We start from the raw sequence: 19,428 nt of genomic DNA on the forward strand, positions 1-19,428 counted from the left end.
CAGAATCCTAAAATAAAAAAAGCAGCCTAGAAAGGCTGCAGTCCGTTAGCAACTCGCGGACTTAAAAGGCTTTGGTAATTAGACGACCTCTATCGGCAATAGTCAAAAGACTATTGCTGGTAAGTCAAGTCCGTATCTAAGCAAGTTGGTGTTCTGGTTAGCGCAAGCTAACGAGCCACTAAGCCCTAGACTTCAGTCTAGGGTAGTTGACAAATAAAGAATCGATACATGAAATGTTTTCTTTATTTAAAAATTTGAAAATTATAACTTTTTATCCAGATGGAAGCTATATTTATAAATAAATATCATAAATTCTGAGAAATTGAATCGATATTAAAAAGCCAGGTCCTTAGTGGATCTGGCTATTTTAATATACTCAAATTTATTCATTAAGCTAATGAATCCCATGCTGGTAAGTCAGTGATTGGGCCTTCAGCTAATTCCTTTTGCTTGTCAGTTAAGTACTTCTTGTGAACAACAACTTCGTATACGTAGTCGTTGAACCATTCGTTGTTCATTACGTAGAAGCCCTTTGAACCTGACTTGTCGCCCCATGAGTTTTCAACTTTCCATTGACGAACTTCGCCGTTGTCTTCATCAACACCAACTAAAGTCATAGCGTGTGAAACTTGGCCGACACCAGTTCTTAATCTGTCAGCCTTTGACATCTTGAAGTCAACGCCAAACAAGTCATCTAACTTGTAAAGGTTAGTGTCAAGGTAACCAGTCTTACGGTCCATTTGACGAAGAACATCGTTACCGAACCAAACAGCTTCGCCATCCTTTAATTGAGCGATAGCGGCTGAAGATAAGTATTCCATTGGTACGTTCAAAAGCTTGATTCTGATTGAGCCTTCGATATTGTCTTCTGCTGGAAGACCGTACAACTTGTTGTATTCGTGGTCAGGTGCGTTAGTTAAAACAACGTAGTCGTCAAAGTCAACGTCGCCTAAGTACTTGTGCAAGAATTCAAGTGGAGTTAAATTCTTGTCCAAGTGGTACTTCTTGTCGTCGTCACGGTATTCAAGATCAAAAGTCTTAGGTGGTTCACCAACGGCAATAGCAGTCATTTGGTAAACTTCGCTCAAGAACTTTTCACGAGTCTTTGCGATTTCGTCGTCCTTGCCGTATTGCTTAAGGTGACGAAGAACCAAAGCATCCTTCTTAAGCTTGTCACCAAGTGCAGTAGCGAAGCCAGTAGTGTCATTAGTGTTGAAAGTTTCAGGCATTGCGTATGAAGGAACGACACCATACTTTTCAACTAATGCGGCTGCCATTTGGAATTGACCACCATCTGAGCCGGCGAAGTCTAAGTCAGTCTTAACTTGACGAGAATCAAGGGGCATGTCAGCACTGTCCAAAATTCTGTTGTAGAACATGTTGGCACGTTCAATCTTGTCCCAGAAGAAGTTGTAGGCTTGTGAGAAGGTGAAGTTCTTAGCCTTGTACTTCTTGCCGAAAGCGTGACGCAAAACGTTTAAGGTTGCGAATTCCCAGCAACGACCTGAATGCTTTTGGTTAGTAACGTTGTCAGTGTCAAGTTCAGTAGAGAAGACACGAGTTAATTTACTTTGAACGCGATCATTGTATGATGCTTCAAGCACACCACTACGTTGTGCAGCACGAGCAATAACTTTGTTTTCTGGGTTCTTGTTAAAGTCTGCAGAAAACTTTTCCAGCTCTTGTACAGTTAATTCATGAGCCATAAAAAATCTCCTTTTTCATTTTTAATTTTTTCTTAAATTATCTCTATTTTAAGCCAAAACAAAAGCGGGTTCAACATGAACTCGCTTCAGAGAATTATTTATCCGTTACTTATTAGATTTCTTGCAATTATCTAATAATTAATCAATTTGGATAGAATTGCCATCATCGCTAGCGGTTTGCTTTGGCAAAGTGATGGTCAATACACCATTATCATACTTTGCATGAATGTCACTTGCAACTACATTTGGTAATCTGTAGCTTCTTGAGATACTGCCTTCGCTTCTCTCTTGGTGAATGATGTTTCTGTTCTTGTCGCTGGTGTCCTTAAAGGCTTGTCTGGTGCCGGCAACACTCAAAACACCATCTTTATAGTTAAGCTTAATGTCATCTTTGTTCATGCCTGGCATATCAATCTTAACTACATAATCTTTATCAGTTTCAGCAACATCTGATTGCATGATGTTTTCAATTTCACTGTCATCAAAGAAGTTTCTTGGAAAACCAAACCAGTCGTTCATTGCATCCATCATATCATTACGACGATTCATCATATCGTTTGCCATAAATAAAACTTCCTTTCATTTTTTGTCTAAGTTAATTTGTAAGGAGCGAATCATTTGTTTATCTGATCTCTTTTTCCTTACACTGATTATTGTAGTCGTTTTGAAACAAAGTTAAACTATTTAGCACTCAAAAACATATAGTGCTAATTTTTGATTAAAAAGTTGATCAAATTAAGGATTAACACTTGTGGAAAACTCTTACATAATTAAAAAGCAAAAGGAGAAATAACTATTATGGTATATTTTCAAAAGATGACGCCAGAAGGCTACAAACAAATTGAAGATGAAATTGCTCGCTTAAAGAAGGGTCGTCCACGCAGAATTAAAATTTTGCAGGCAGCACGTGCGCTCGGCGACCTTTCAGAAAATACGGAATATACTGAAGCTAAGCGTTACTTAGGCAAACAATTAAAGTATACGGAAATCGTTGAAACTAAGGACGATGGCAAGGTTGATTTGGGCAAAACCGTTGTCTTGAAGTTTGACGATGATGAAGATACTGAAGAATATAAGATTGTTGGCCGGATGGAGGCTGATTTAGCCGATGGCAAGATTTCCTTTGGTTCACCACTGGGCCAAGCAATTATGAAAAAAGAGGCAGGGACGACTTCAACAGTTGGTGCACCGGCCGGAGAATATAAGGTAACTATTGTGGAAGTAAAATAATCTGTATTCAATTAACTGTATTTTTTTGGTATAATATGGGATTTGTAGGATACAATCCAGAATAGGAGTGAAAATCTTGAATACGCCAGAATCGAGAGAGGGCAATGTCATTCGCTATGCAGTGTATTTAATCTGTTACCTGATGGTCTTTGCAGTAGTGAAGCTTGTTACTAGAAAGTCGCCGTTGCATGTCTGGGACCTGATTTTATTCGGTGTCGTGGCTGCGATGATTTTACTGTTTTATGTATATCGCTATAATCGTGAGAATCGCTTTTTTGCGCGTGATTTTAAATTGCCGTGGCTGGGGAATTTCTCGGCGGTAGTTTTATTAACGCTGGTGCTGACGGCTACTCGAATTTCGATTTCATATTTGCAGGCGTATGGCAAAATACCTCTGTATGATTTCCAGACGATTTATCTTAAGAGTCAGTCAACAGGGATGTTCTGGTTCTTGATCGTCGTTCAAGGAATCATCTTACCGATTCTGCAGGAATTCCTAGCAACGGGCTTTTTATTCAACTATGCTTTCCGTAGAGATAGCGTTCAAGTTGCCGTTGTGGGAATCATCGTTTCCGGTTTGATCTTCAGCGTATTGAATTATCAAAGTTCACTCATTAACTTCATTATTGAAGCAATTTACGGCATGCTCTTTGCTTGGAGCTATTTATATTCACAAACGATTTATATGCCAATCTATCTGGCAATCTTAAGCAGTGTTCTAACTGTGATCATGGTTTAAAAAGAAAACAAGATAAAACAAAAACAGGGATGAAAAATTCATCCCTGTTTTTTGGTTAGAGCGGATAGCGTGAATCGAACCCGCATCTACAGCTTGGGAAGCTGTCGTTCTACCATTTAACTATACCCGCAATATATCTTTATTTTATCATGCTTTCGGGCAATAGAACAATTATTTTTTGTGGGGCTGCTTCTGGACAGAAAGTGAAATACTATCTCTGTTGATTAAGCTGGTAAAGTTTTGAAAGAGCCAGCGGCGCAGTTCGCTTGGTTCAATGACCAGCGGCATCCGGTTATGAATGGGCCGCATATCTGAGTTCGGGTCGGTCGTCACCATGGCAAAATTATTATGGTCATAAATACCAGCAATCATCGTAATTGGTTGTTTGCTTTTAAAACTATAGCGTTCATGGTATTTCTTACCATTATCTGCTTGATAAGTGTTTTTGGCGTATTCGAAGAATTCGCTAGCTAGGATAATGCAGCGCTGCTTGGCAAAGGACTCATCCCACATTGATGGTTTTGGTTCATAAAAACGCTCGATTCTAGCATTAAATAGCGGCTTATTTGCATCGACGGGACTAGGATAGCCCCAGTTTTTATTTACTAATTGCAGCTGGTTGTTTTGATAAAGCAAAACTGGCGCTGTTTGGTTAGGAAAGACGTCTTTTTCTTCATCATTTATTTTTGATTCAACTAAAGGCAGATCTAGGTCTTCAGTTAGATATTGTTTGATTAATGCGAGTTTGGGTATACGAAATTGATTACACATTTTGATCACCTACGATTAGTTTAATCATAGCCTAATATTTGTTAAAATTAAGTAATTACTTAAATAAAAAATAAACATTAATAATAGAAAAGAGTAAGAAGCATGGCAAAAGAAATTTTATTAACCGGTGACCGTCCAACTGGTAAACTTCACATAGGTCACTACATTGGTTCTTTAAAGAACAGAGTAAAATTACAAAATTCAGGCAAGTATGATCCTTATATTATGATTGCCGATACGCAAGCTTTAACTGACAATGCTCGTAATCCAGAAAAGATCCGCAACAGCTTGATCCAAGTAGCTTTGGACTACTTAGCTGTTGGTCTTGATCCAAACAAGTCTACTATCTATGTACAATCACAAATTCCAGCTTTGTTTGAATTGACTGCTTACTACATGGATTTAGTAACAGTTGCTCGTCTTGAAAGAAACCCAACTGTGAAGACTGAAATTAAGCAAAAGGACTTCAAAGATTCCATTCCTGTCGGTTTCTTGAACTACCCAGTTTCTCAAGCTGCAGATATTACTGCATTTAAGGCAACTATTATTCCTGTAGGGGATGACCAAGAACCAATGCTTGAACAAACTCGTGAAATCGTTAGAACTTTCAACCGAGTTTACAACACCGATATTTTGGTTGAACCTAAGGGCTACTTCCCACCAAAGGGTCAAGGTCGTCTTCCAGGTCTTGACGGTAATGCTAAGATGTCTAAGTCACTTGGCAATGCTATTTACTTAGCTGATGATGCCAAGACCGTCCAAAAGAAAGTTATGTCAATGTACACTGATCCAAACCACATTCACGTGGAAGATCCAGGCAAGATCGAAGGTAACACTGTCTTTACTTACCTTGATGTCTTTGACCCAGACAAGGACAAGGTTGCGGAACTTAAGGAAGAATACCAAAAGGGTGGTTTGGGTGACGTTAAGATTAAGCGTTACTTGAACAAGGTCCTTGAAGCAGAACTTGCACCTATCCGTGAACGTCGTGAAAAGTTTGCTCAAGATGAAGATGCAGTTTACGAGATGCTTTTGGAAGGCTCAAAGAAGGCTAACAAGGTAGCTAACAAAACTTTGCAACAAGTTCGTGATGCTATCGGCTTGAACTACTTTAAGAATAGATAAATAAAAGCAAGGGGCAAAGTCATGCATGATCGAATTCCATGGAAACAATATTTTATGATGCAGGCGTTAGTAATTGCTCAGCGTTCTACTTGTAATAGAGCGCTAGTCGGCAGCGTTTTAGTCAAAGATCACCGCATTATCGGTACTGGCTATAACGGTTCGGTTTCAGGACAGCCGCATTGCGATGACGTTGGCCACCAAATGGTTGACGGCCACTGCGTAAGAACGATTCACTCAGAGATGAATGCCATCATTCAATGTGCAAAATTTGGTGTTTCTACTGAAAATACCGAAATTTACGTGACCCATTTTCCTTGTTACAACTGCTGCAAGGCTTTAGTGCAAGCAGGCATTAAAAAGATAAATTATTATTTTGACTATCGTGATAATCCACTAGCATTGAAGTTGCTTCATGATTGCGGGGTACCATATGAGCAAATTAAGATCGATCGAAAATATGTGGAAGGTTTGGCCCATAAACTTGAAGAAGACGAGAATTAGTTTAGTTGGCTTAGTAGGTTTGTTGTTAGTCTTTTTAACGACTACGGGATTTGTGCAGCCTAATATTGAAGACCATGCTCATATTCTGAATAAAGAAACTAAGACTTTAATTACTGAAAAGAATAATCGCTATTTTCAAACTAAGGAGCAGCCGCAGATCTCTGTGATTACGGTTAAGAGACTGAATAAACTCACTCCTGAGGCGTTGAACCGTACTAAGCGATCGGTATTTATCGTGGTTGGACAAAAAGGCAAGAAGCGCAACGTGCAAATCTTTTCTACTAAGGACCTGCATGGCGCCTTTACGGCTGACGCACGGACCAACATTATTAGAGCTGAAGTAGATAAGTTGCGCAGTCAAGATAATGCCACCTTTAATGAAGGATTACGCTTCGTGTTTAGAGCTTGTGCTACCAAGGTGGATCAGCAGTATCAATATGCACTAGACAAATATGATTTATCGAGCAGCGAGCAAGATAAAATTTCGCATCCACATCGCGTAGCGCTTCCGATTGCGTTAGCACTAGCATTCTTGATCGTTGGAATCGTTTATGTTTTAAGAAGATTCGGCCGCAATAACTACAATTCACGCAATTAGGTGGCTTGACTTATTTAAATTTAGTCCTTACACTTTCTTGTGGATATAATTAGCAATTAAACTGTTAGGTGAGACTCCTACGTGAACACACGCTATCGCCCAGAAACATCCAGAGATGCCAACGGGTTAAATAGGTGTCGTCGACTTAAGGCGAGATCCAGATAGCTAGCATGTGCTTACGTCACGTAGTGTTAAAACTGAACGACGAGTATGACAAAGCCTTATTAGGTCACCTACAGAAACAGTAGGTGGCTTTTTTGTTTTGCTTGTCAATTAAATGAGAGGAGCAAAGAATGGTAAAAGCAGCTGGCAAAAAGCAGTCAAATGTCGACATTCAAAGGATTCAGCAGATTGCACGCGAATCGCGTAGTGAGACGCTAGCGCGACTTCAGGCAAGTGCTGAAGGACTTTCCACGAATAAGGCTGAAGAAAATAGAAAAGAATATGGCGAAAATAGGATTAGGACTAACTCCAATGCTTCTAATTGGCGATTGCTGTGGGAATCAATCGCTACTCCGTTCACGCTTGCTTTAATTGGATTAACTATTTTAACTTCATTTACTAGTTATATATTGGTGCCACAAGATAATAGTGATATAGATACAGTCATTGTGATGATCATTATGTTGATCATTTCTGTGGTAGTAAATTTTGCCCAAAAGATTAGGATTGCCAAAGTAACTGAAAAATTGATGGACATGGTTTCGGTAACGACTAACATTCGTCGGGATGGTAAAAACGTGGAACTGCCCACCGACGAAGTAGTTGTGGGCGACGTGATTAATTTGTCTGCCGGCGACATGATTCCTGCAGACATGAAGCTCCTTACGAGTAAGGACCTGTTTTGTTCATACAGTTATTTGGATGGCGACTCGGAACCAGTAGAAAAAATGGCCAATGTGACCATTAAACCGAGTATGCAGGACTATTTGAACTACCCTAACATTTTATATGAGGGAACGACGATTGTTTCTGGCTCGGGTAGCGGCATTGTTTTTGCGGTCGGCAACAATACTGTCTTTGGCAAAAAGGTGCAGGAAATTTCACGCAAGAAGGTAAAGACGACCTTATTTGATCGTGAGATGAGACAGTTAGCCAAGATTTTGATCGTCACGGCTGCGATTTTAATTCCGCTTTTGTTCATTATTAATGGCCTGACTAAGGGTGACTGGGGTGAAAGTTTGATCTTCGCCTTGGCGGCCGCCGCAGGGATTACGCCAGAAGTTTTGCCAATTATCGTTAACAGCAACTTGACTAAAGGGGCACTGGAAATGTCCAAAAAAGGTGTCGTAGTCAAGCAGATGAATGCCATTCAAAATCTGGGCTCAATTGATACTTTTTGTATCGATAAAACGGGGACTTTAACGCAAAACAAGGTAGTGCTGGAGCGGCACTATGACTTGGAGATGCAAGAAACGCCGCGAATTTTGAAGTTCTCGTATTTGAATGCCTACTATCAAACTGGAATGAAGGATTTGATTGATAAGGCCGTAATCGATGCGGCGGGTGACGAGCTTGACGTCAATGAAATCCAGCGTGACTACAACAAGATCGACGAAATTCCGTTTGATTATACACGCAAAAGAATGAGCGTCGTGGTGGTTGATAACGATGAACACCACGGCCAGCACATGTTGGTTACAAAAGGCGCCGCTGAAGGGATGCTCAATATTTCTGATAAAGTAGAAATTAACGGTAAAAGTGAAGAGTTGACCGATGACTGGCGCAAAAAGATCTTAAAGCAGATCGATGAATTAAACGATGATGGCTTGCGTGTGCTTTTAGTAGGCTACAAGTTAAATCCAGCTCCAGTTGGAGAATTTTCAGCTAAGGATGAAAATGATTTAACCATTGTGGGCTATCTTGCATATCTAGATCCACCAAAGGAAAGTACTAAGGAAGCCTTACAAGCTCTTAGAAATGACAATATCGATGTCAAAATCTTTACCGGTGACAATGAGGCGGTAACGCGTGCGATTGCTTTGCAGGTGGGCTTAAACGTTGATACTGTTTACGATGGTGAACAAATCGAAAAGGCGAGTCCAGAAGAATTAGCTGAGATCGTTGAAAAGTGCGATATCTTTGTTCATTTAACGCCAGAACTTAGAACTAGGATCATTGAAGCGTTAAAGAAAAATGGTCATACAGTTGGCTACATGGGCGATGGCAATAAAGACGCTCTTGCCATGAAGGTGGCTAACGTGACGGTTACCTCAGAAAACTCAGTTGATATTACGAGAGAATCTGCAGATATCATTTTTAAACAAAAAGATTTGCAGCTGCTTGAAGAAATGGTGATTACGGGGAGAAAGGTCTTCTCCAATACGATGAAGTACATCAAGACCTTCCTTGTAACCAACCTCGGCAGTATCATCACCATGGTTGTGGCTTCACTGATTTTGCCATTCTTACCATTATTGCCACTGCAATTGTTGATTCTTAATTTGATCTACAGCATCAGCTGTTTGGTAATTCCATTCGATAGTGTTTCGAAGAGCTATGTTAAAAAGCCACAGAAATGGTCGATCAGAAAATGGCCTAAGTTTGTTTTAGCCTTTGGCCCGATTCCTGCGATTATCGACTTTATTGCGATGGCAATGATGTTTTACGTGGTTTGTCCATATTTGGTTGGTTCAAACTACCATCACTGGGTCTTCATTTCACTGTTTTACTCAGGGATTTTTATTGAATCACTGTGGACAAGAGAAATGGCAATCCACGTTTTGCGTGACGAAAGATTTCCATTCTTTGGTCAACATGCAACACCAATCGTCTTCTTGGTTACCTTTGCACTAGCAATTTGGGGTTCGGCATTGCCATCTTCCAGCATCGCTTCAAGCTTAGGGATGACGAATTTGCCATTCAGCTTTATGCTGGTTGTGTTGGTTCTTGAAATAATTTATATTTTGCTTAACACGATCGTGAAGAAAATATATTTGAAAAATGGAAAATTTTAGAAAAAAGGAATTGGATTATTTCCAATTCCTTTTTAATATTGTTTTCGTGGTAAGATAGAATAGATATTTTAGACAATAAAGGAGCATGAATATTAATGGCTGATAAAGATACTTTTTACATTACAACCCCTATTTACTACCCATCCGGTAGATTAACTATTGGTAATGCTTATACTACAATCGCAGCTGATACTATGGCTCGCTACAAGCGCGCACAAGGCTATGACACCTTCTTCTTAACAGGTACTGATGAACATGGCTTAAAGATCGAACAAAAGGCTGAAGCACAAGGAATCAAGCCACAACAATTCGTTGACAAGATGGCTGATTCTTACAAGAAATTATGGAAGAGCCTTGATATTTCTTACGACAAGTTCATTAGAACTACTGATGAACAACACGTTAAGGCTGTTCAAAAGATCTTTGAAAAGCTTTTAAAGAAGGGCGACATCTACTTAGGCGAATACACTGGTTGGTACTCAGTTGAAGACGAAGAATACTTCACTGAATCACAACTTGCCGAAGTTTATAAGGATGATGACGGTAACGTAATCGGCGGTAAGGCTCCAAGTGGTCACGAAGTACGTTTGGTTAAGGAACCTTCATACTTTTTCAAGATGAGCAAATACGCTGATAGATTGGTTGAATACTACAAGGAACACCCTGACTTTATTTTGCCTCATTCTCGTGAAAAGGAAATGATCAACAACTTTATTAAGCCAGGCCTTGAAGACCTTTCAGTTACTCGTACTACAGTTGACTGGGGTATTCCTGTACCAAGCGATCCTAAGCACGTTGTTTACGTTTGGATCGATGCTCTTTCAAACTATATCACTGCCTTAGGTTACGGCTCAGACGATGATTCATTGTTTAAGAAGTACTGGCCAGCAGATGTTCACTTGGTAGGTAAGGAAATCGTTCGTTTCCACACTATTTATTGGCCAATCATGCTCATGGCTCTTGATTTGCCACTTCCAAAGCACATTATTGGTCATGGCTGGGTATTAATGAAGAACGGTAAGATGTCTAAGTCTAAAGGTAACGCAGTTTACCCAGAATCACTTACTAGCCGTTACGGCGTTGACCCACTTCGTTACTACTTGATGCGTGCACTTCCATTTGGCGCTGACGGTATCTTTACTCCAGAAGACTTCGTTGAAAGAATCAACTACGACTTGGCAAATGACTTGGGTAACTTATTGAACCGTACTGTTTCAATGATTAACCAATACCAAGATGGCCACGTTGATCCAGTTCCTGTCGCACAAGACAAGTTTGGCAAGGATTTGCAAGATACTGCTGCTAGCGTAATCGACGAATACAGAGAATACATGGATTCACTCCACTTCTCACAAGCTTTAGACAGTATTTGGAAGCTTATCGCTCGTGCTAACAAGTACATCGATGAAACTACTCCTTGGGTTCTTAACAAGGAAGGCAAGAAGGAAGAACTTTCACACGTAATGTCTAACTTGGCAGAAAGTCTTCGTTTGATCGCAATTATGATTGAACCAGTAATGACTGAAACTGCACCTAAGATGTTTGAACAACTTGGCTTGAACTGGGACGATGAAGACCAAAGAGGCTTATCATTTGGCGACTTTGCTTGGGACACTAAGGTAATCGAAAAGCCAAAGCCAATCTTCCCAAGACTTAAGGCTGAAGAAGAAGTTAAGTACATCAAGGATGAAATGGCTAAGGCTAAGCCAAAGAAGACCACTAGAAGCGAACAAAAGAAGGGTAACGAAATTACCATTGATGACTTCGACAAGGTTAAGATCCAAGTAGGTCAAGTTTTGTCAGTAGAACCAGTTCAAGGTTCAAAGAAGTTGTTGATGTTCAAGCTCGACTTTGGCGATGGTAAGGAACGTCAAATTTTGAGTGGTATCCGCAAGTTCTACCCAGACGCAAGCGAATTGCTTGATAAGAAGGTCTTGGCAGTTACTAACTTGAAGCCACGTAAGATGCTTGGTCACTTAAGTGAAGGTATGCTTTTGTCTAGTGAAAAAGACGGCAAGATCAAGTTGGCAATTGTTGGTGACGAACACGCAAACGGAGCTGAATTAGGTTAATGAAAATCATTGATAACCATACTCATTTAAACGATGAGCCGTTTCGCGGCAAGGAACAATATTACCTTGAACGCGCAAAAGCTTTGGGTGTAACCAAGGTGATTTGCGCAGGACAAGATCCTGATTTTAACCAGCGTGCAGTCGATTTGGCACAAAAATTTGATAATGTTTATGCGATGGTCGGTTACTGTCCCGATGTTGCTAAAGACTATGATCAAAAGGCCGAAGATAAGCTGGTTGAACAATTGAAAATGCCTAAGGTAGTTGCGATGGGGGAAATTGGTCTTGATTATTATTGGGACGAATCACCTCGCGATGTGCAACGTGAAGTATTTGCAAGACAAATTGAAGTAGCACATGACTTGAAGATGCCGGTTGATATCCATACTAGGGATGCCTTTGAAGATTGCTACGACATTTTGAAACACAGCAATCTTGAATATGGGGCAATTTTGCACAGCTTTAATGGTGGCGTTGATTGGTTAAACAAGTTCTTAGATTTAAACGTCTACTTCTCATATTCCGGTGTTGTTTCTTTCACTAAGGCAACGGAAGTGCATGAAAGTGCCAAGGCAGCTCCACTTGATCGAATCTTGGTTGAAACTGATGCGCCATATTTGACGCCTAAGCCATACCGCGGTCACCAAAACGAGACGGGTTATGTGCGTTATGTGGCCGAAGCCATCGCTAAGTTGAAGAATATTCCACTTGAAGAAGTGGCAGACGCTACTTATAAAAATACAGTGAGAGTTTATGGTCTTAAATAAAAAGAATTTTGATGCGGTAATCGTTGTTGAGGGGAAAGACGATACTATCCGTTTAAAACAATTTTTCCCAGGAATTGAGACGGTTGAAACAAACGGTTCAGCTGTTTCTGATGCTGTTTTAAAGCAAATAAAAAAGTTAAGTCAGACCAGACAAATTATTGTTTTTACGGATCCTGACTTTAATGGCGAACGAATTCGTCGTATTGTAACTAATGCGGTTCCGAACGCTAAGCAGGCCTTTATTACGCGTAAGGAAGGCGAGCCTCATAAAAAGGGCAGCCTTGGCGTTGAGCATGCCTCAAAAGAAGCGCTTGAACGGGCCCTGAAGGATTTGCATGAAGTTGATCCGCAAAAGAGCGATTTAACTGAAACTGAATATCGCAAGCTAGGTTTAGCAGGCGGCAGTGGTTCACGGAAATTACGCGAACAAGTCGGTATTAAGTTAAGCGTAGGCTACGGCAATTCCAAGCAATTTTACAATCGCCTGCATACCTTTGGCGTTTCACTTGATGAACTTAAGCAGGCTGTAGAGGAGATTGAAAATGGCAAATAATATTCCAATTGGCTCACCAGTCAGAACAAGAGCGATCATTAACCGTTACTTTGTTAAAGCTAAGAAAAATTTAGGACAGAACTTTTTAGTTGACCAAGCTGCTATCTTGGGTATTGTCGAGTCAGCTGATATTCAACCTGGCGATCAAGTAATTGAAATTGGTCCTGGGATTGGATCATTGACTGAGCAATTGCTTTTAGCTGGAGCTAAGGTGTTTGCTTATGAAGTCGACGACAGCTTGCCTGAAATTTTGCATAATGAATTACCCAAAAAGATTGGGGATGCGCCATTAGATGAACGCTTTAAGTTGATACTTAAGGATGTATTGAAGGCTAACTTTGAAGAAGACTTGGCTGGCTTTTTCGATATGAGTAAGCCAATTAAGGTCGTCGCTAACTTGCCTTACTACATTACAACGCCAATCATTTTTGCTTTGGCTGAATCAGATTTGCACTTTGCCAGTTTAACCTTGATGATGCAAAAAGAAGTGGCTGAACGACTTGAAGCAAAGCCAGGCAACAAGGAATATGGGCCACTCACTATTTCCGTTCAAACTGAAATGAACGTTAAGCTGGCGCTTGAAGTAAAGAGCTCATCATTCATGCCACGTCCTAAGGTTGATTCTGCGGTAGTTGTTTTGACGCCACTTGCTGAAAAGCCAGCGATTAACGATAGAAAACACTTTATCTGGGTAGTGAAGATGTGCTTCTCACAAAGAAGAAAGACTTTGAACAACAACTTGAAGACTTTGATTCCAGATAATGATCAGCGTGCAGCTTTGATTAAAGAATTGGGCGTTGATCCGAGAGTTAGACCTGAAGATTTAACAATTGAACAATTTATCAAAATAGCTAGCAATATTCCTGCTAAATAGTGTACAATATTGATTTTATTATATAATTATGGTAAAATTCGTAAGAAGGAGTTGTTGCTTAGTGCCAACGTCAATTATGACAATTAAACAGAAGTTGGATTCTCACTTAGGTGATACCATAACAGTAGTAGCTCAAGCGGGTCGTAAGAAGGTTACAAAAAGACGGGGAATTTTAAGAGAAACATTCCCTGCAGTGTTTGTGGTTGATTTAGATCAACATCAAAATAACTTTAAACACGTTTCTTACAGTTATACAGATTTATTAACTAAGAATATTGCATTAGAGTTTGATGATGAGGCTGAAGAAGCCGAAGTTTAATTATAATTTACAAAAAGTCACTAGCATTTTTGAAATGTTAGTGATTTTTTTTGTCTTTTAGAGTATATTTATTAAGTATAAAACCAAACATTAGAAAGGAAATATCATGAAACGTTCAGAAAGATTGGTGGATATGACCAAATATTTAATGGAACGTCCTCATACGCTAATTGCACTACCATTCTTTGCTAAGCGTTACGGTGCAGCTAAATCATCTATTTCAGAAGATTTAGCTATTTTGAAGCATACGCTTGCAAGCAATCAAGACGGCGTGTTGGAGACCGTAGCAGGCGCAGCCGGTGGCGTACGCTACATTCCATTTTTAGGTCAAAAGCACGCAGAAAAGTATTTATCAGATTTGTCATCAAGAATCGAAGATCCAAGCAGAATTTTGGCAGGGGGCTTTGTTTACCTGTCAGATATCTTGGGCGACACGCAAGACTTGCGTCGTATTGGTGAATTGATCGCAACTCGCTATGCATATGAAGATGTCGATGCCGTAATGACAGTTGAAACTAAGGGTATTGCTTTAGCTCAAGCCATAGCCCGATACCTTAATGTGCCATTCGTGACCGCAAGAAAACGCTCAAAGGTTACCGAAGGTGCAACAGTTTCAGTAAACTACATTTCTTCATCTTTATCTCGTGTATCAAAGATGGAATTGCCTACTCGCGCACTTAAAAAGGGTTCTAAAGTTTTGATCGTCGACGACTTTATGAAAGGCGGCGGCACTTTAACTGGTATGGAGGAACTAGTTAAGGAATTTGACGGAACTATTGCCGGCGTGTGCGTACTTTGCGAAGCTGATTTTGATAAAGAAAAGTTAATCAACAACTATCTATCACTGGTTAAGATCAGCAAGATTGATACCGAAAAGAAGCTTATTTTAGCAGAACCTGGCAACTTCTTAGATGAAACTGATTTCGACCGTTTTTAAAATGGTATACTAGAACCAAGTTTTAATTATTAAGAGGTTAATTACTAATGGAAAAATATGTAGTTGTTCTTGCTGCAGGCAAGGGCACCAGAATGAAATCAAAGTTATATAAGGTATTACACAAAGTTTGTGGCAAGACTATGGTTGAACACGTAGTTGATGCCGCTCGTGGCGTTAACCCTGCCAAGATCGTTACTGTTGTTGGTACAGGTGCTGGCGAAGTTGAAAAGGTTTTAGACGGCAAGTCTGACTTTGCTTTCCAAGAAAAGCAACTTGGTACTGGTGACGCGGTAATGACTGCTAAGGAAGAATTAGGTGATAAAGACGGTGCTACTTTGGTAGTTACTGGTGATACTCCTTTATTTACCACCGAAACTTTTGACGAATTGTTCAAGTACCACGCAGAAAAGGGCAACGCTGCTACTGTTTTGACTGCTGAAGCACCTAACCCATTTGGCTACGGCAGAATCATTCGTGATGACCAAGGCAACGTTTTAAGAATTGTTGAACAAAAAGACGGTAAGCCAGAAGAATTAAAGGTTAAGGAAATTAACACTGGTGTATTCTGCTTTGACAACAAGAAGCTTTTCGAAGCTTTGAAGCACGTTGACAACAACAACGCACAAGGTGAATACTACTTGACTGATGTGCTCGAAATCTTGCGTAACAGTGGCGAACGCGTTGGTGCTTACAAGATGCCAGACTTCAGTGAAAGTCTTGGGGTAAACGACCGTATTGCCTTAGCACAAGCAACTAAGACCATGCAAAGAAGAATCAACGAAGAACACATGCGTAACGGTGTTTCATTCATCGATCCTGATACTGCTTATATTGATGCTGGCGTAAAGATCGGCAACGATACTGTAATTGAAGGCAACGTTGTGATTAAGGGCAACACCGAAATCGGTAGTGATTGTTACATCACTAATGGTTCAAGAATTGTTGATTCTAAGATCGGCAACCACGTAACCATTACTTCTTCAACTCTTCAAGAAGCTGAAATGGATGACAATACTGATATTGGTCCTAACTCACACCTTCGTCCAAAGGCAGTTATTCGCAAGGGTGCTCACATTGGTAACTTTGTTGAAATCAAGAAGGCTGAAATTGGCGAAAACAGTAAGGTAGGTCACTTGACTTATGTTGGGGATGCTACTTTGGGTAAGGATATTAACGTCGGTTGTGGTACCATCTTCTCTAACTACGATGGTGTTAAGAAGTTCCATACTAATGTTGGTGATCACTCATTCATCGGTGCTGGTTCAACTTTGATCGCTCCAATTAATGTTGCTGATCATACATTTATTGCTGCTGACTCAACCATCACTAAGGACGTAGACAAGTACGACATGGCAATTGCTCGTGGTCGTCAAGTCAACAAGCCAGACTACTGGCACAAACTTCCTCTTTCAAAAGACAAAGATTGGGAATAGTTTTAAATAAAAAATAAAGCAGCAACCCTAGTTCAAACGGACTAGGGTTCTTTTGATAAAAAAGTATTAAGGCTAAAGTATTTATTTGCAAAATTATATAAGAGCCCTACAATATATTTACACAGAATATTTTTAACGAGGTAGGTATATATTTATGAAGTTAAGTCATAAGTTAATGATGGTATCAGCAGCAGTTTTAATGGGCGTTAGTCCAGTTTTAGGTATGGCATCAAGTAGCGTACAAGCTGCACCAGTTGCACATGCAAAGGGCGTTAACAACACCTACGGCAAGAATAGTCGTGTTGAAATGACTAAGACCATGAAGTTCGTTGACAGAAACGGTAAGAAGACTTCAAAGACTGCTACTAAGGGTGGCAAGTACACTATTTGGAACGTTAAGACTATCAATGGTCAAGTTTACTACAGTATCCAAACTGATTTGAAGTACTGGATTCCAGCTTCAGCAACTCAAGGTACAGTAACTTACAAGTCAGGCAACACTACATACACTCTTAAGTCAGACGGCAAGAAGGTAACAACTACTACTTCAACTGCTAAGAAGAGCACTGCAAAGAAGACTACTAAGACCACTAAGTCAGACACTTCTTCAAAGAAGACCTCTACTAAGACTTCAACTAAGTCAAACAGCAACTCAAAGACTACCAAGACTACTACTAAGTCAACTTCAACTAAGAAGACTACTAGCAAGAAGGCAGCCGTTAAGCCTGTAAAGATTACTATGAAGAACAAGGCTTACGTTTACGACAAGAATGGTAAACGTGTAAACAATTACTTAAACACTAAGTACATCGGCAAGGGCGTAACTGTTAATGGCTTAGGTACTAAGACTATCAAAGGTGTTAAGTACTACGCTTTACAACCAAACCGTTACTACGTTAAAGCTTCAGATGTAACTGTTAAGTAATAATTTGCAATAAAAGATACCTTTTTGTTAAGAAAAGATGTCTTTTTTTGTACTAAAATTGGCAAAATTCGGTTTTGGATTTACAATATATAAATGAATTTAATTTTTAGTTTAGATTTGAGGTAAACAATAGATGAAATTAAATCATAAGTTGATTATGGTATCAGCAGCCGCATTGATGAGTGTTAGTCCACTTGTAGCTAACACCCAAAACTCAGTTCAAGCTGCAACAACTACTAAGTCATCAAGCAAGACCACTGCAAAGAAGACTACTACTTCAACCAAGAAGACTACTGATAGTAAGTCAAACTCAAAGAGTACTTCATCAAAGAAGGCAGCAACTAAGACTACTGCTAAGAAGTCAACTTCATCAAAGGCTACTTCAAAGGCATCTTCAAACGACATTACTTTAGCTCGTAACGCTTATGTTTACGACAAGAATGGTAAGCGTCTTGATAAATACATGGGCAGTGCAAAATACACTACTATTGCAAGGGGTGTAACTGTAAAGTCAAACGGCACTACTAAGATCAAAGGTGTTCTTTACTATAGCCTTGGCAACAATGCTTACATTAAGGCCGCAAATGTAGTTGGTGGTGCAAATGCTTCATCATCAAGCAAGACTACCACTTCAACCACTAAGAAGACCACTTCAACTAAGAAGTCAACTACTAGCAAGACCACTTCAACCAAGAAGACTTCAACTAAGAAGGATTCAGACATGGATGCTATCAAGGTTAAGTTGATCCACAACGCATACGTTTACGACCAAAATGGCAAGCGTATCAAGAAGTACAACGGTAAGACAAAGCTTACTAAGGGTACTACTGTTAACACATACGGTACTGACACTATCAATGGTAAGGATTACTACCAACTTAACGCTGCAGGTACTGCATTTGTTAAGGCAAGCAACGTTGACTCAGCCAGCAGCGTAACTATTACCATGAAGAAGAATGCCTACATCTACGATGGTAACGGTGATACTGAAAAGAAGACCGTTAAGAAGGGCAAGAAGGTAAAGGCTACTGAAGCAAGATACATTGGTACTAAGCTTTACTACAAGATCGGTGACGATCAATTCGTAAAGGCTGCTAATGTTGGTAAGGTTTCAAGCAAGCTTGATCCAGTTAACGAACCAGACGGCAGCGCAACTGTAGATGACAACTCATCATACGATACTAATTTGAATGCATCAATCGTAACTACTACTAAGGTTGCTCCACTTTACGACATCAAGGGTCAAGCAGACTCAACTAGATCATTCGGTGCTGGCCAAAAGCAACAAGTTTCAGAATTAAGATACATTGCTACCTCAGCTAACAGCACTCCAGAATTGTTCTACAAGTTAGCTAGTGGCAGAGGCTACTTAAAGGCTACTGACGTTATCTACAGTGGCAAGACTTTAAGCCCAGTTAACACTCCAGAACAAGCTTTAACTGAAGTTACTGTAGCTACTGCAGCTGATAAGGCTAAGCTTACTCCAAGCATCAACGAAGCAAACGCTATTAAGAACACAGATGCTTACAAGCTTGCTTCATCAAGTGCTAAGAGTGCATACGACAAGGCAATTACTGACGCTACTGCTGTAAACAACAACGCTAGCGCAACTGTTGCACAAGTTAACGAAGCTATCGCTAACATCACTAGTGCAAAGGCTAAGCTTGACGGTAAGAAGGTTACTGTAGCTAACTTAAGCAACTTAACTCCAGATGAAGTTTCCGCAATTGTTAAATTAGTAGCTTCAGTAAACAACGTTCCAGAAAGCAACGTTCAATTTACTAACAACAACACTACTTTGGCAATCGTAACTAACGGTTACACTCAAGCTTTGAACATTAATGACTATGCTCAAGTAGGTACTACTACTAGCAACAACTAATAGTACTGAAAACAAAAATAAGGCGTACATCCAATAGAT

18 protein-coding genes, 1 tRNA gene and 1 riboswitch are annotated in these 19,428 nt (G+C 40.0%); of the genes, 15 read left to right on the forward strand and 4 right to left on the reverse strand.

The annotated features are described in order from the left end of the window. Nucleotides 1-389 precede the first annotated feature (389 nt). On the reverse strand, nucleotides 390-1,706 hold the full coding sequence (locus BN1206_RS00720; RefSeq protein ID WP_013437061.1) for a C1 family peptidase: 1,317 nt from the start codon (nucleotides 1,704-1,706) through the stop codon (nucleotides 390-392). 138 nt (nucleotides 1,707-1,844) lie between these two features. Then, a complete protein-coding gene (locus BN1206_RS00725) occupies nucleotides 1,845-2,270 on the reverse strand; it encodes an Hsp20/alpha crystallin family protein (RefSeq protein ID WP_013437062.1) in 426 nt (141 codons plus the stop codon). Nucleotides 2,271-2,504: 234 nt separating this feature from the next. Here BN1206_RS00725 and greA point away from each other — a divergent pair, with 234 nt between their 5' ends. Together greA and BN1206_RS00735 are read left to right on the forward strand one after the other, a co-directional pair. Next, on the forward strand, nucleotides 2,505-2,936 hold the full coding sequence (gene greA / locus BN1206_RS00730) for a transcription elongation factor GreA (protein ID WP_013641432.1): 432 nt from the start codon (nucleotides 2,505-2,507) through the stop codon (nucleotides 2,934-2,936). A gap of 76 nt (nucleotides 2,937-3,012) precedes the next feature. After that, a complete protein-coding gene (locus BN1206_RS00735; RefSeq protein ID WP_022087203.1) occupies nucleotides 3,013-3,675 on the forward strand; it encodes a CPBP family intramembrane glutamic endopeptidase in 663 nt (220 codons plus the stop codon). Nucleotides 3,676-3,734: 59 nt separating this feature from the next. Here the strand turns inward: BN1206_RS00735 and BN1206_RS00740 are convergent. Both BN1206_RS00740 and BN1206_RS00745 read right to left on the reverse strand, forming a co-directional pair. Further along, a tRNA-Gly gene (locus BN1206_RS00740) sits at nucleotides 3,735-3,805 on the reverse strand. A 41-nt stretch (nucleotides 3,806-3,846) separates the two neighbouring features. Continuing rightward, on the reverse strand, nucleotides 3,847-4,446 hold the full coding sequence (locus BN1206_RS00745; RefSeq protein WP_052542757.1) for an SOS response-associated peptidase family protein: 600 nt from the start codon (nucleotides 4,444-4,446) through the stop codon (nucleotides 3,847-3,849). A gap of 102 nt (nucleotides 4,447-4,548) precedes the next feature. On the opposite strand from BN1206_RS00745, the gene trpS reads away from it, so the two are divergent. The 13 genes from trpS (at nucleotide 4,549) to BN1206_RS00810 (ending at nucleotide 19,389) form a co-directional block, all read left to right on the forward strand. Beyond that, nucleotides 4,549-5,571, forward strand: a complete 1,023-nt coding sequence (gene trpS / locus BN1206_RS00750; RefSeq protein ID WP_052542759.1) for a tryptophan--tRNA ligase — start codon at nucleotides 4,549-4,551, stop codon at nucleotides 5,569-5,571. 21 nt (nucleotides 5,572-5,592) lie between these two features. Next, the gene (locus BN1206_RS00755; protein WP_013641434.1) at nucleotides 5,593-6,072 is read left to right on the forward strand and encodes a ComE operon protein 2; all 480 of its coding nucleotides are present in this window, start codon (nucleotides 5,593-5,595) and stop codon (nucleotides 6,070-6,072) included. Continuing rightward, the gene (locus BN1206_RS00760) at nucleotides 6,029-6,670 is read left to right on the forward strand and encodes a TPM domain-containing protein (protein WP_179943688.1); all 642 of its coding nucleotides are present in this window, start codon (nucleotides 6,029-6,031) and stop codon (nucleotides 6,668-6,670) included. The genes BN1206_RS00755 and BN1206_RS00760 overlap by 44 nt, the downstream gene beginning before the upstream one ends. A 53-nt stretch (nucleotides 6,671-6,723) precedes the next feature. Next, nucleotides 6,724-6,887, forward strand: a riboswitch (M-box (ykoK) riboswitch). Nucleotides 6,888-6,963: 76 nt separating this feature from the next. After that, nucleotides 6,964-9,627: a magnesium-translocating P-type ATPase gene (gene mgtA / locus BN1206_RS00765; protein WP_052542760.1), complete on the forward strand. Its 2,664-nt coding sequence runs from the start codon at nucleotides 6,964-6,966 to the stop codon at nucleotides 9,625-9,627. A gap of 95 nt (nucleotides 9,628-9,722) precedes the next feature. Further along, nucleotides 9,723-11,699 (forward strand): methionine--tRNA ligase, encoded by a 1,977-nt coding sequence (gene metG / locus BN1206_RS00770; protein WP_013437070.1) that lies wholly within the window; start codon nucleotides 9,723-9,725, stop codon nucleotides 11,697-11,699. Then, on the forward strand, nucleotides 11,699-12,466 hold the full coding sequence (locus BN1206_RS00775; protein ID WP_052542762.1) for a TatD family hydrolase: 768 nt from the start codon (nucleotides 11,699-11,701) through the stop codon (nucleotides 12,464-12,466). Before metG ends, BN1206_RS00775 begins: the two co-directional genes overlap by 1 nt. Then, the gene (rnmV, locus tag BN1206_RS00780; RefSeq protein ID WP_013437072.1) at nucleotides 12,453-13,019 is read left to right on the forward strand and encodes a ribonuclease M5; all 567 of its coding nucleotides are present in this window, start codon (nucleotides 12,453-12,455) and stop codon (nucleotides 13,017-13,019) included. Before BN1206_RS00775 ends, rnmV begins: the two co-directional genes overlap by 14 nt. Further along, nucleotides 13,009-13,893 carry a 16S rRNA (adenine(1518)-N(6)/adenine(1519)-N(6))-dimethyltransferase RsmA gene (gene rsmA, locus BN1206_RS00785; RefSeq protein WP_046432966.1) on the forward strand — a complete coding sequence of 295 codons (885 nt, stop codon included), beginning with the start codon at nucleotides 13,009-13,011 and terminating at the stop codon, nucleotides 13,891-13,893. Before rnmV ends, rsmA begins: the two co-directional genes overlap by 11 nt. A gap of 61 nt (nucleotides 13,894-13,954) precedes the next feature. Next, nucleotides 13,955-14,212: a Veg family protein gene (locus BN1206_RS00790; protein ID WP_052542764.1), complete on the forward strand. Its 258-nt coding sequence runs from the start codon at nucleotides 13,955-13,957 to the stop codon at nucleotides 14,210-14,212. A 106-nt stretch (nucleotides 14,213-14,318) separates the two neighbouring features. After that, nucleotides 14,319-15,149, forward strand: coding sequence for a pur operon repressor (gene purR / locus BN1206_RS00795; protein WP_013437075.1), 831 nt, complete (start codon nucleotides 14,319-14,321; stop codon nucleotides 15,147-15,149). 47 nt (nucleotides 15,150-15,196) lie between these two features. Beyond that, entirely contained in the window at nucleotides 15,197-16,582 is a 1,386-nt protein-coding gene (gene glmU / locus BN1206_RS00800; RefSeq protein WP_013437076.1) for a bifunctional UDP-N-acetylglucosamine diphosphorylase/glucosamine-1-phosphate N-acetyltransferase GlmU, read from the forward strand. A 154-nt stretch (nucleotides 16,583-16,736) separates the two neighbouring features. After that, nucleotides 16,737-17,507: an SLAP domain-containing protein gene (locus BN1206_RS00805; RefSeq protein WP_013641438.1), complete on the forward strand. Its 771-nt coding sequence runs from the start codon at nucleotides 16,737-16,739 to the stop codon at nucleotides 17,505-17,507. A gap of 133 nt (nucleotides 17,508-17,640) precedes the next feature. After that, the gene (locus BN1206_RS00810; protein WP_052542767.1) at nucleotides 17,641-19,389 is read left to right on the forward strand and encodes an SLAP domain-containing protein; all 1,749 of its coding nucleotides are present in this window, start codon (nucleotides 17,641-17,643) and stop codon (nucleotides 19,387-19,389) included. The last annotated feature ends 39 nt before the right edge of the window (nucleotides 19,390-19,428 follow it).

This window comes from Lactobacillus sp. OTU4228, from assembly GCF_001006945.1.
GTDB classification, from domain to species: Bacteria; Bacillota; Bacilli; order Lactobacillales; family Lactobacillaceae; genus Lactobacillus; species Lactobacillus amylovorus.

Bases quoted from the DNA above. Each gene is read 5' to 3' on its own strand.
- mgtA (WP_052542760.1), top strand. From the start codon at position 6,964: ATGGTAAAAGCAGCTGGCAAAAAGCAGTCAAATGTCGACATTCAAAGG.
- trpS (WP_052542759.1), top strand. From the start codon at position 4,549: ATGGCAAAAGAAATTTTATTAACCGGTGACCGTCCAACTGGTAAACTT.
- greA (WP_013641432.1), top strand. From the start codon at position 2,505: ATGGTATATTTTCAAAAGATGACGCCAGAAGGCTACAAACAAATTGAA.
- BN1206_RS00810 (WP_052542767.1), top strand. From the start codon at position 17,641: ATGAAATTAAATCATAAGTTGATTATGGTATCAGCAGCCGCATTGATG.
- rsmA (WP_046432966.1), top strand. From the start codon at position 13,009: ATGGCAAATAATATTCCAATTGGCTCACCAGTCAGAACAAGAGCGATC.
- BN1206_RS00775 (WP_052542762.1), top strand. From the start codon at position 11,699: ATGAAAATCATTGATAACCATACTCATTTAAACGATGAGCCGTTTCGC.
- BN1206_RS00720 (WP_013437061.1), bottom strand. From the start codon at position 1,706: ATGGCTCATGAATTAACTGTACAAGAGCTGGAAAAGTTTTCTGCAGAC.
- purR (WP_013437075.1), top strand. From the start codon at position 14,319: ATGAAACGTTCAGAAAGATTGGTGGATATGACCAAATATTTAATGGAA.
- BN1206_RS00805 (WP_013641438.1), top strand. From the start codon at position 16,737: ATGAAGTTAAGTCATAAGTTAATGATGGTATCAGCAGCAGTTTTAATG.
- metG (WP_013437070.1), top strand. From the start codon at position 9,723: ATGGCTGATAAAGATACTTTTTACATTACAACCCCTATTTACTACCCA.
- BN1206_RS00745 (WP_052542757.1), bottom strand. From the start codon at position 4,446: ATGTGTAATCAATTTCGTATACCCAAACTCGCATTAATCAAACAATAT.
- rnmV (WP_013437072.1), top strand. From the start codon at position 12,453: ATGGTCTTAAATAAAAAGAATTTTGATGCGGTAATCGTTGTTGAGGGG.
- BN1206_RS00725 (WP_013437062.1), bottom strand. From the start codon at position 2,270: ATGGCAAACGATATGATGAATCGTCGTAATGATATGATGGATGCAATG.
- BN1206_RS00760 (WP_179943688.1), top strand. From the start codon at position 6,029: ATGTGGAAGGTTTGGCCCATAAACTTGAAGAAGACGAGAATTAGTTTA.
- BN1206_RS00755 (WP_013641434.1), top strand. From the start codon at position 5,593: ATGCATGATCGAATTCCATGGAAACAATATTTTATGATGCAGGCGTTA.
- glmU (WP_013437076.1), top strand. From the start codon at position 15,197: ATGGAAAAATATGTAGTTGTTCTTGCTGCAGGCAAGGGCACCAGAATG.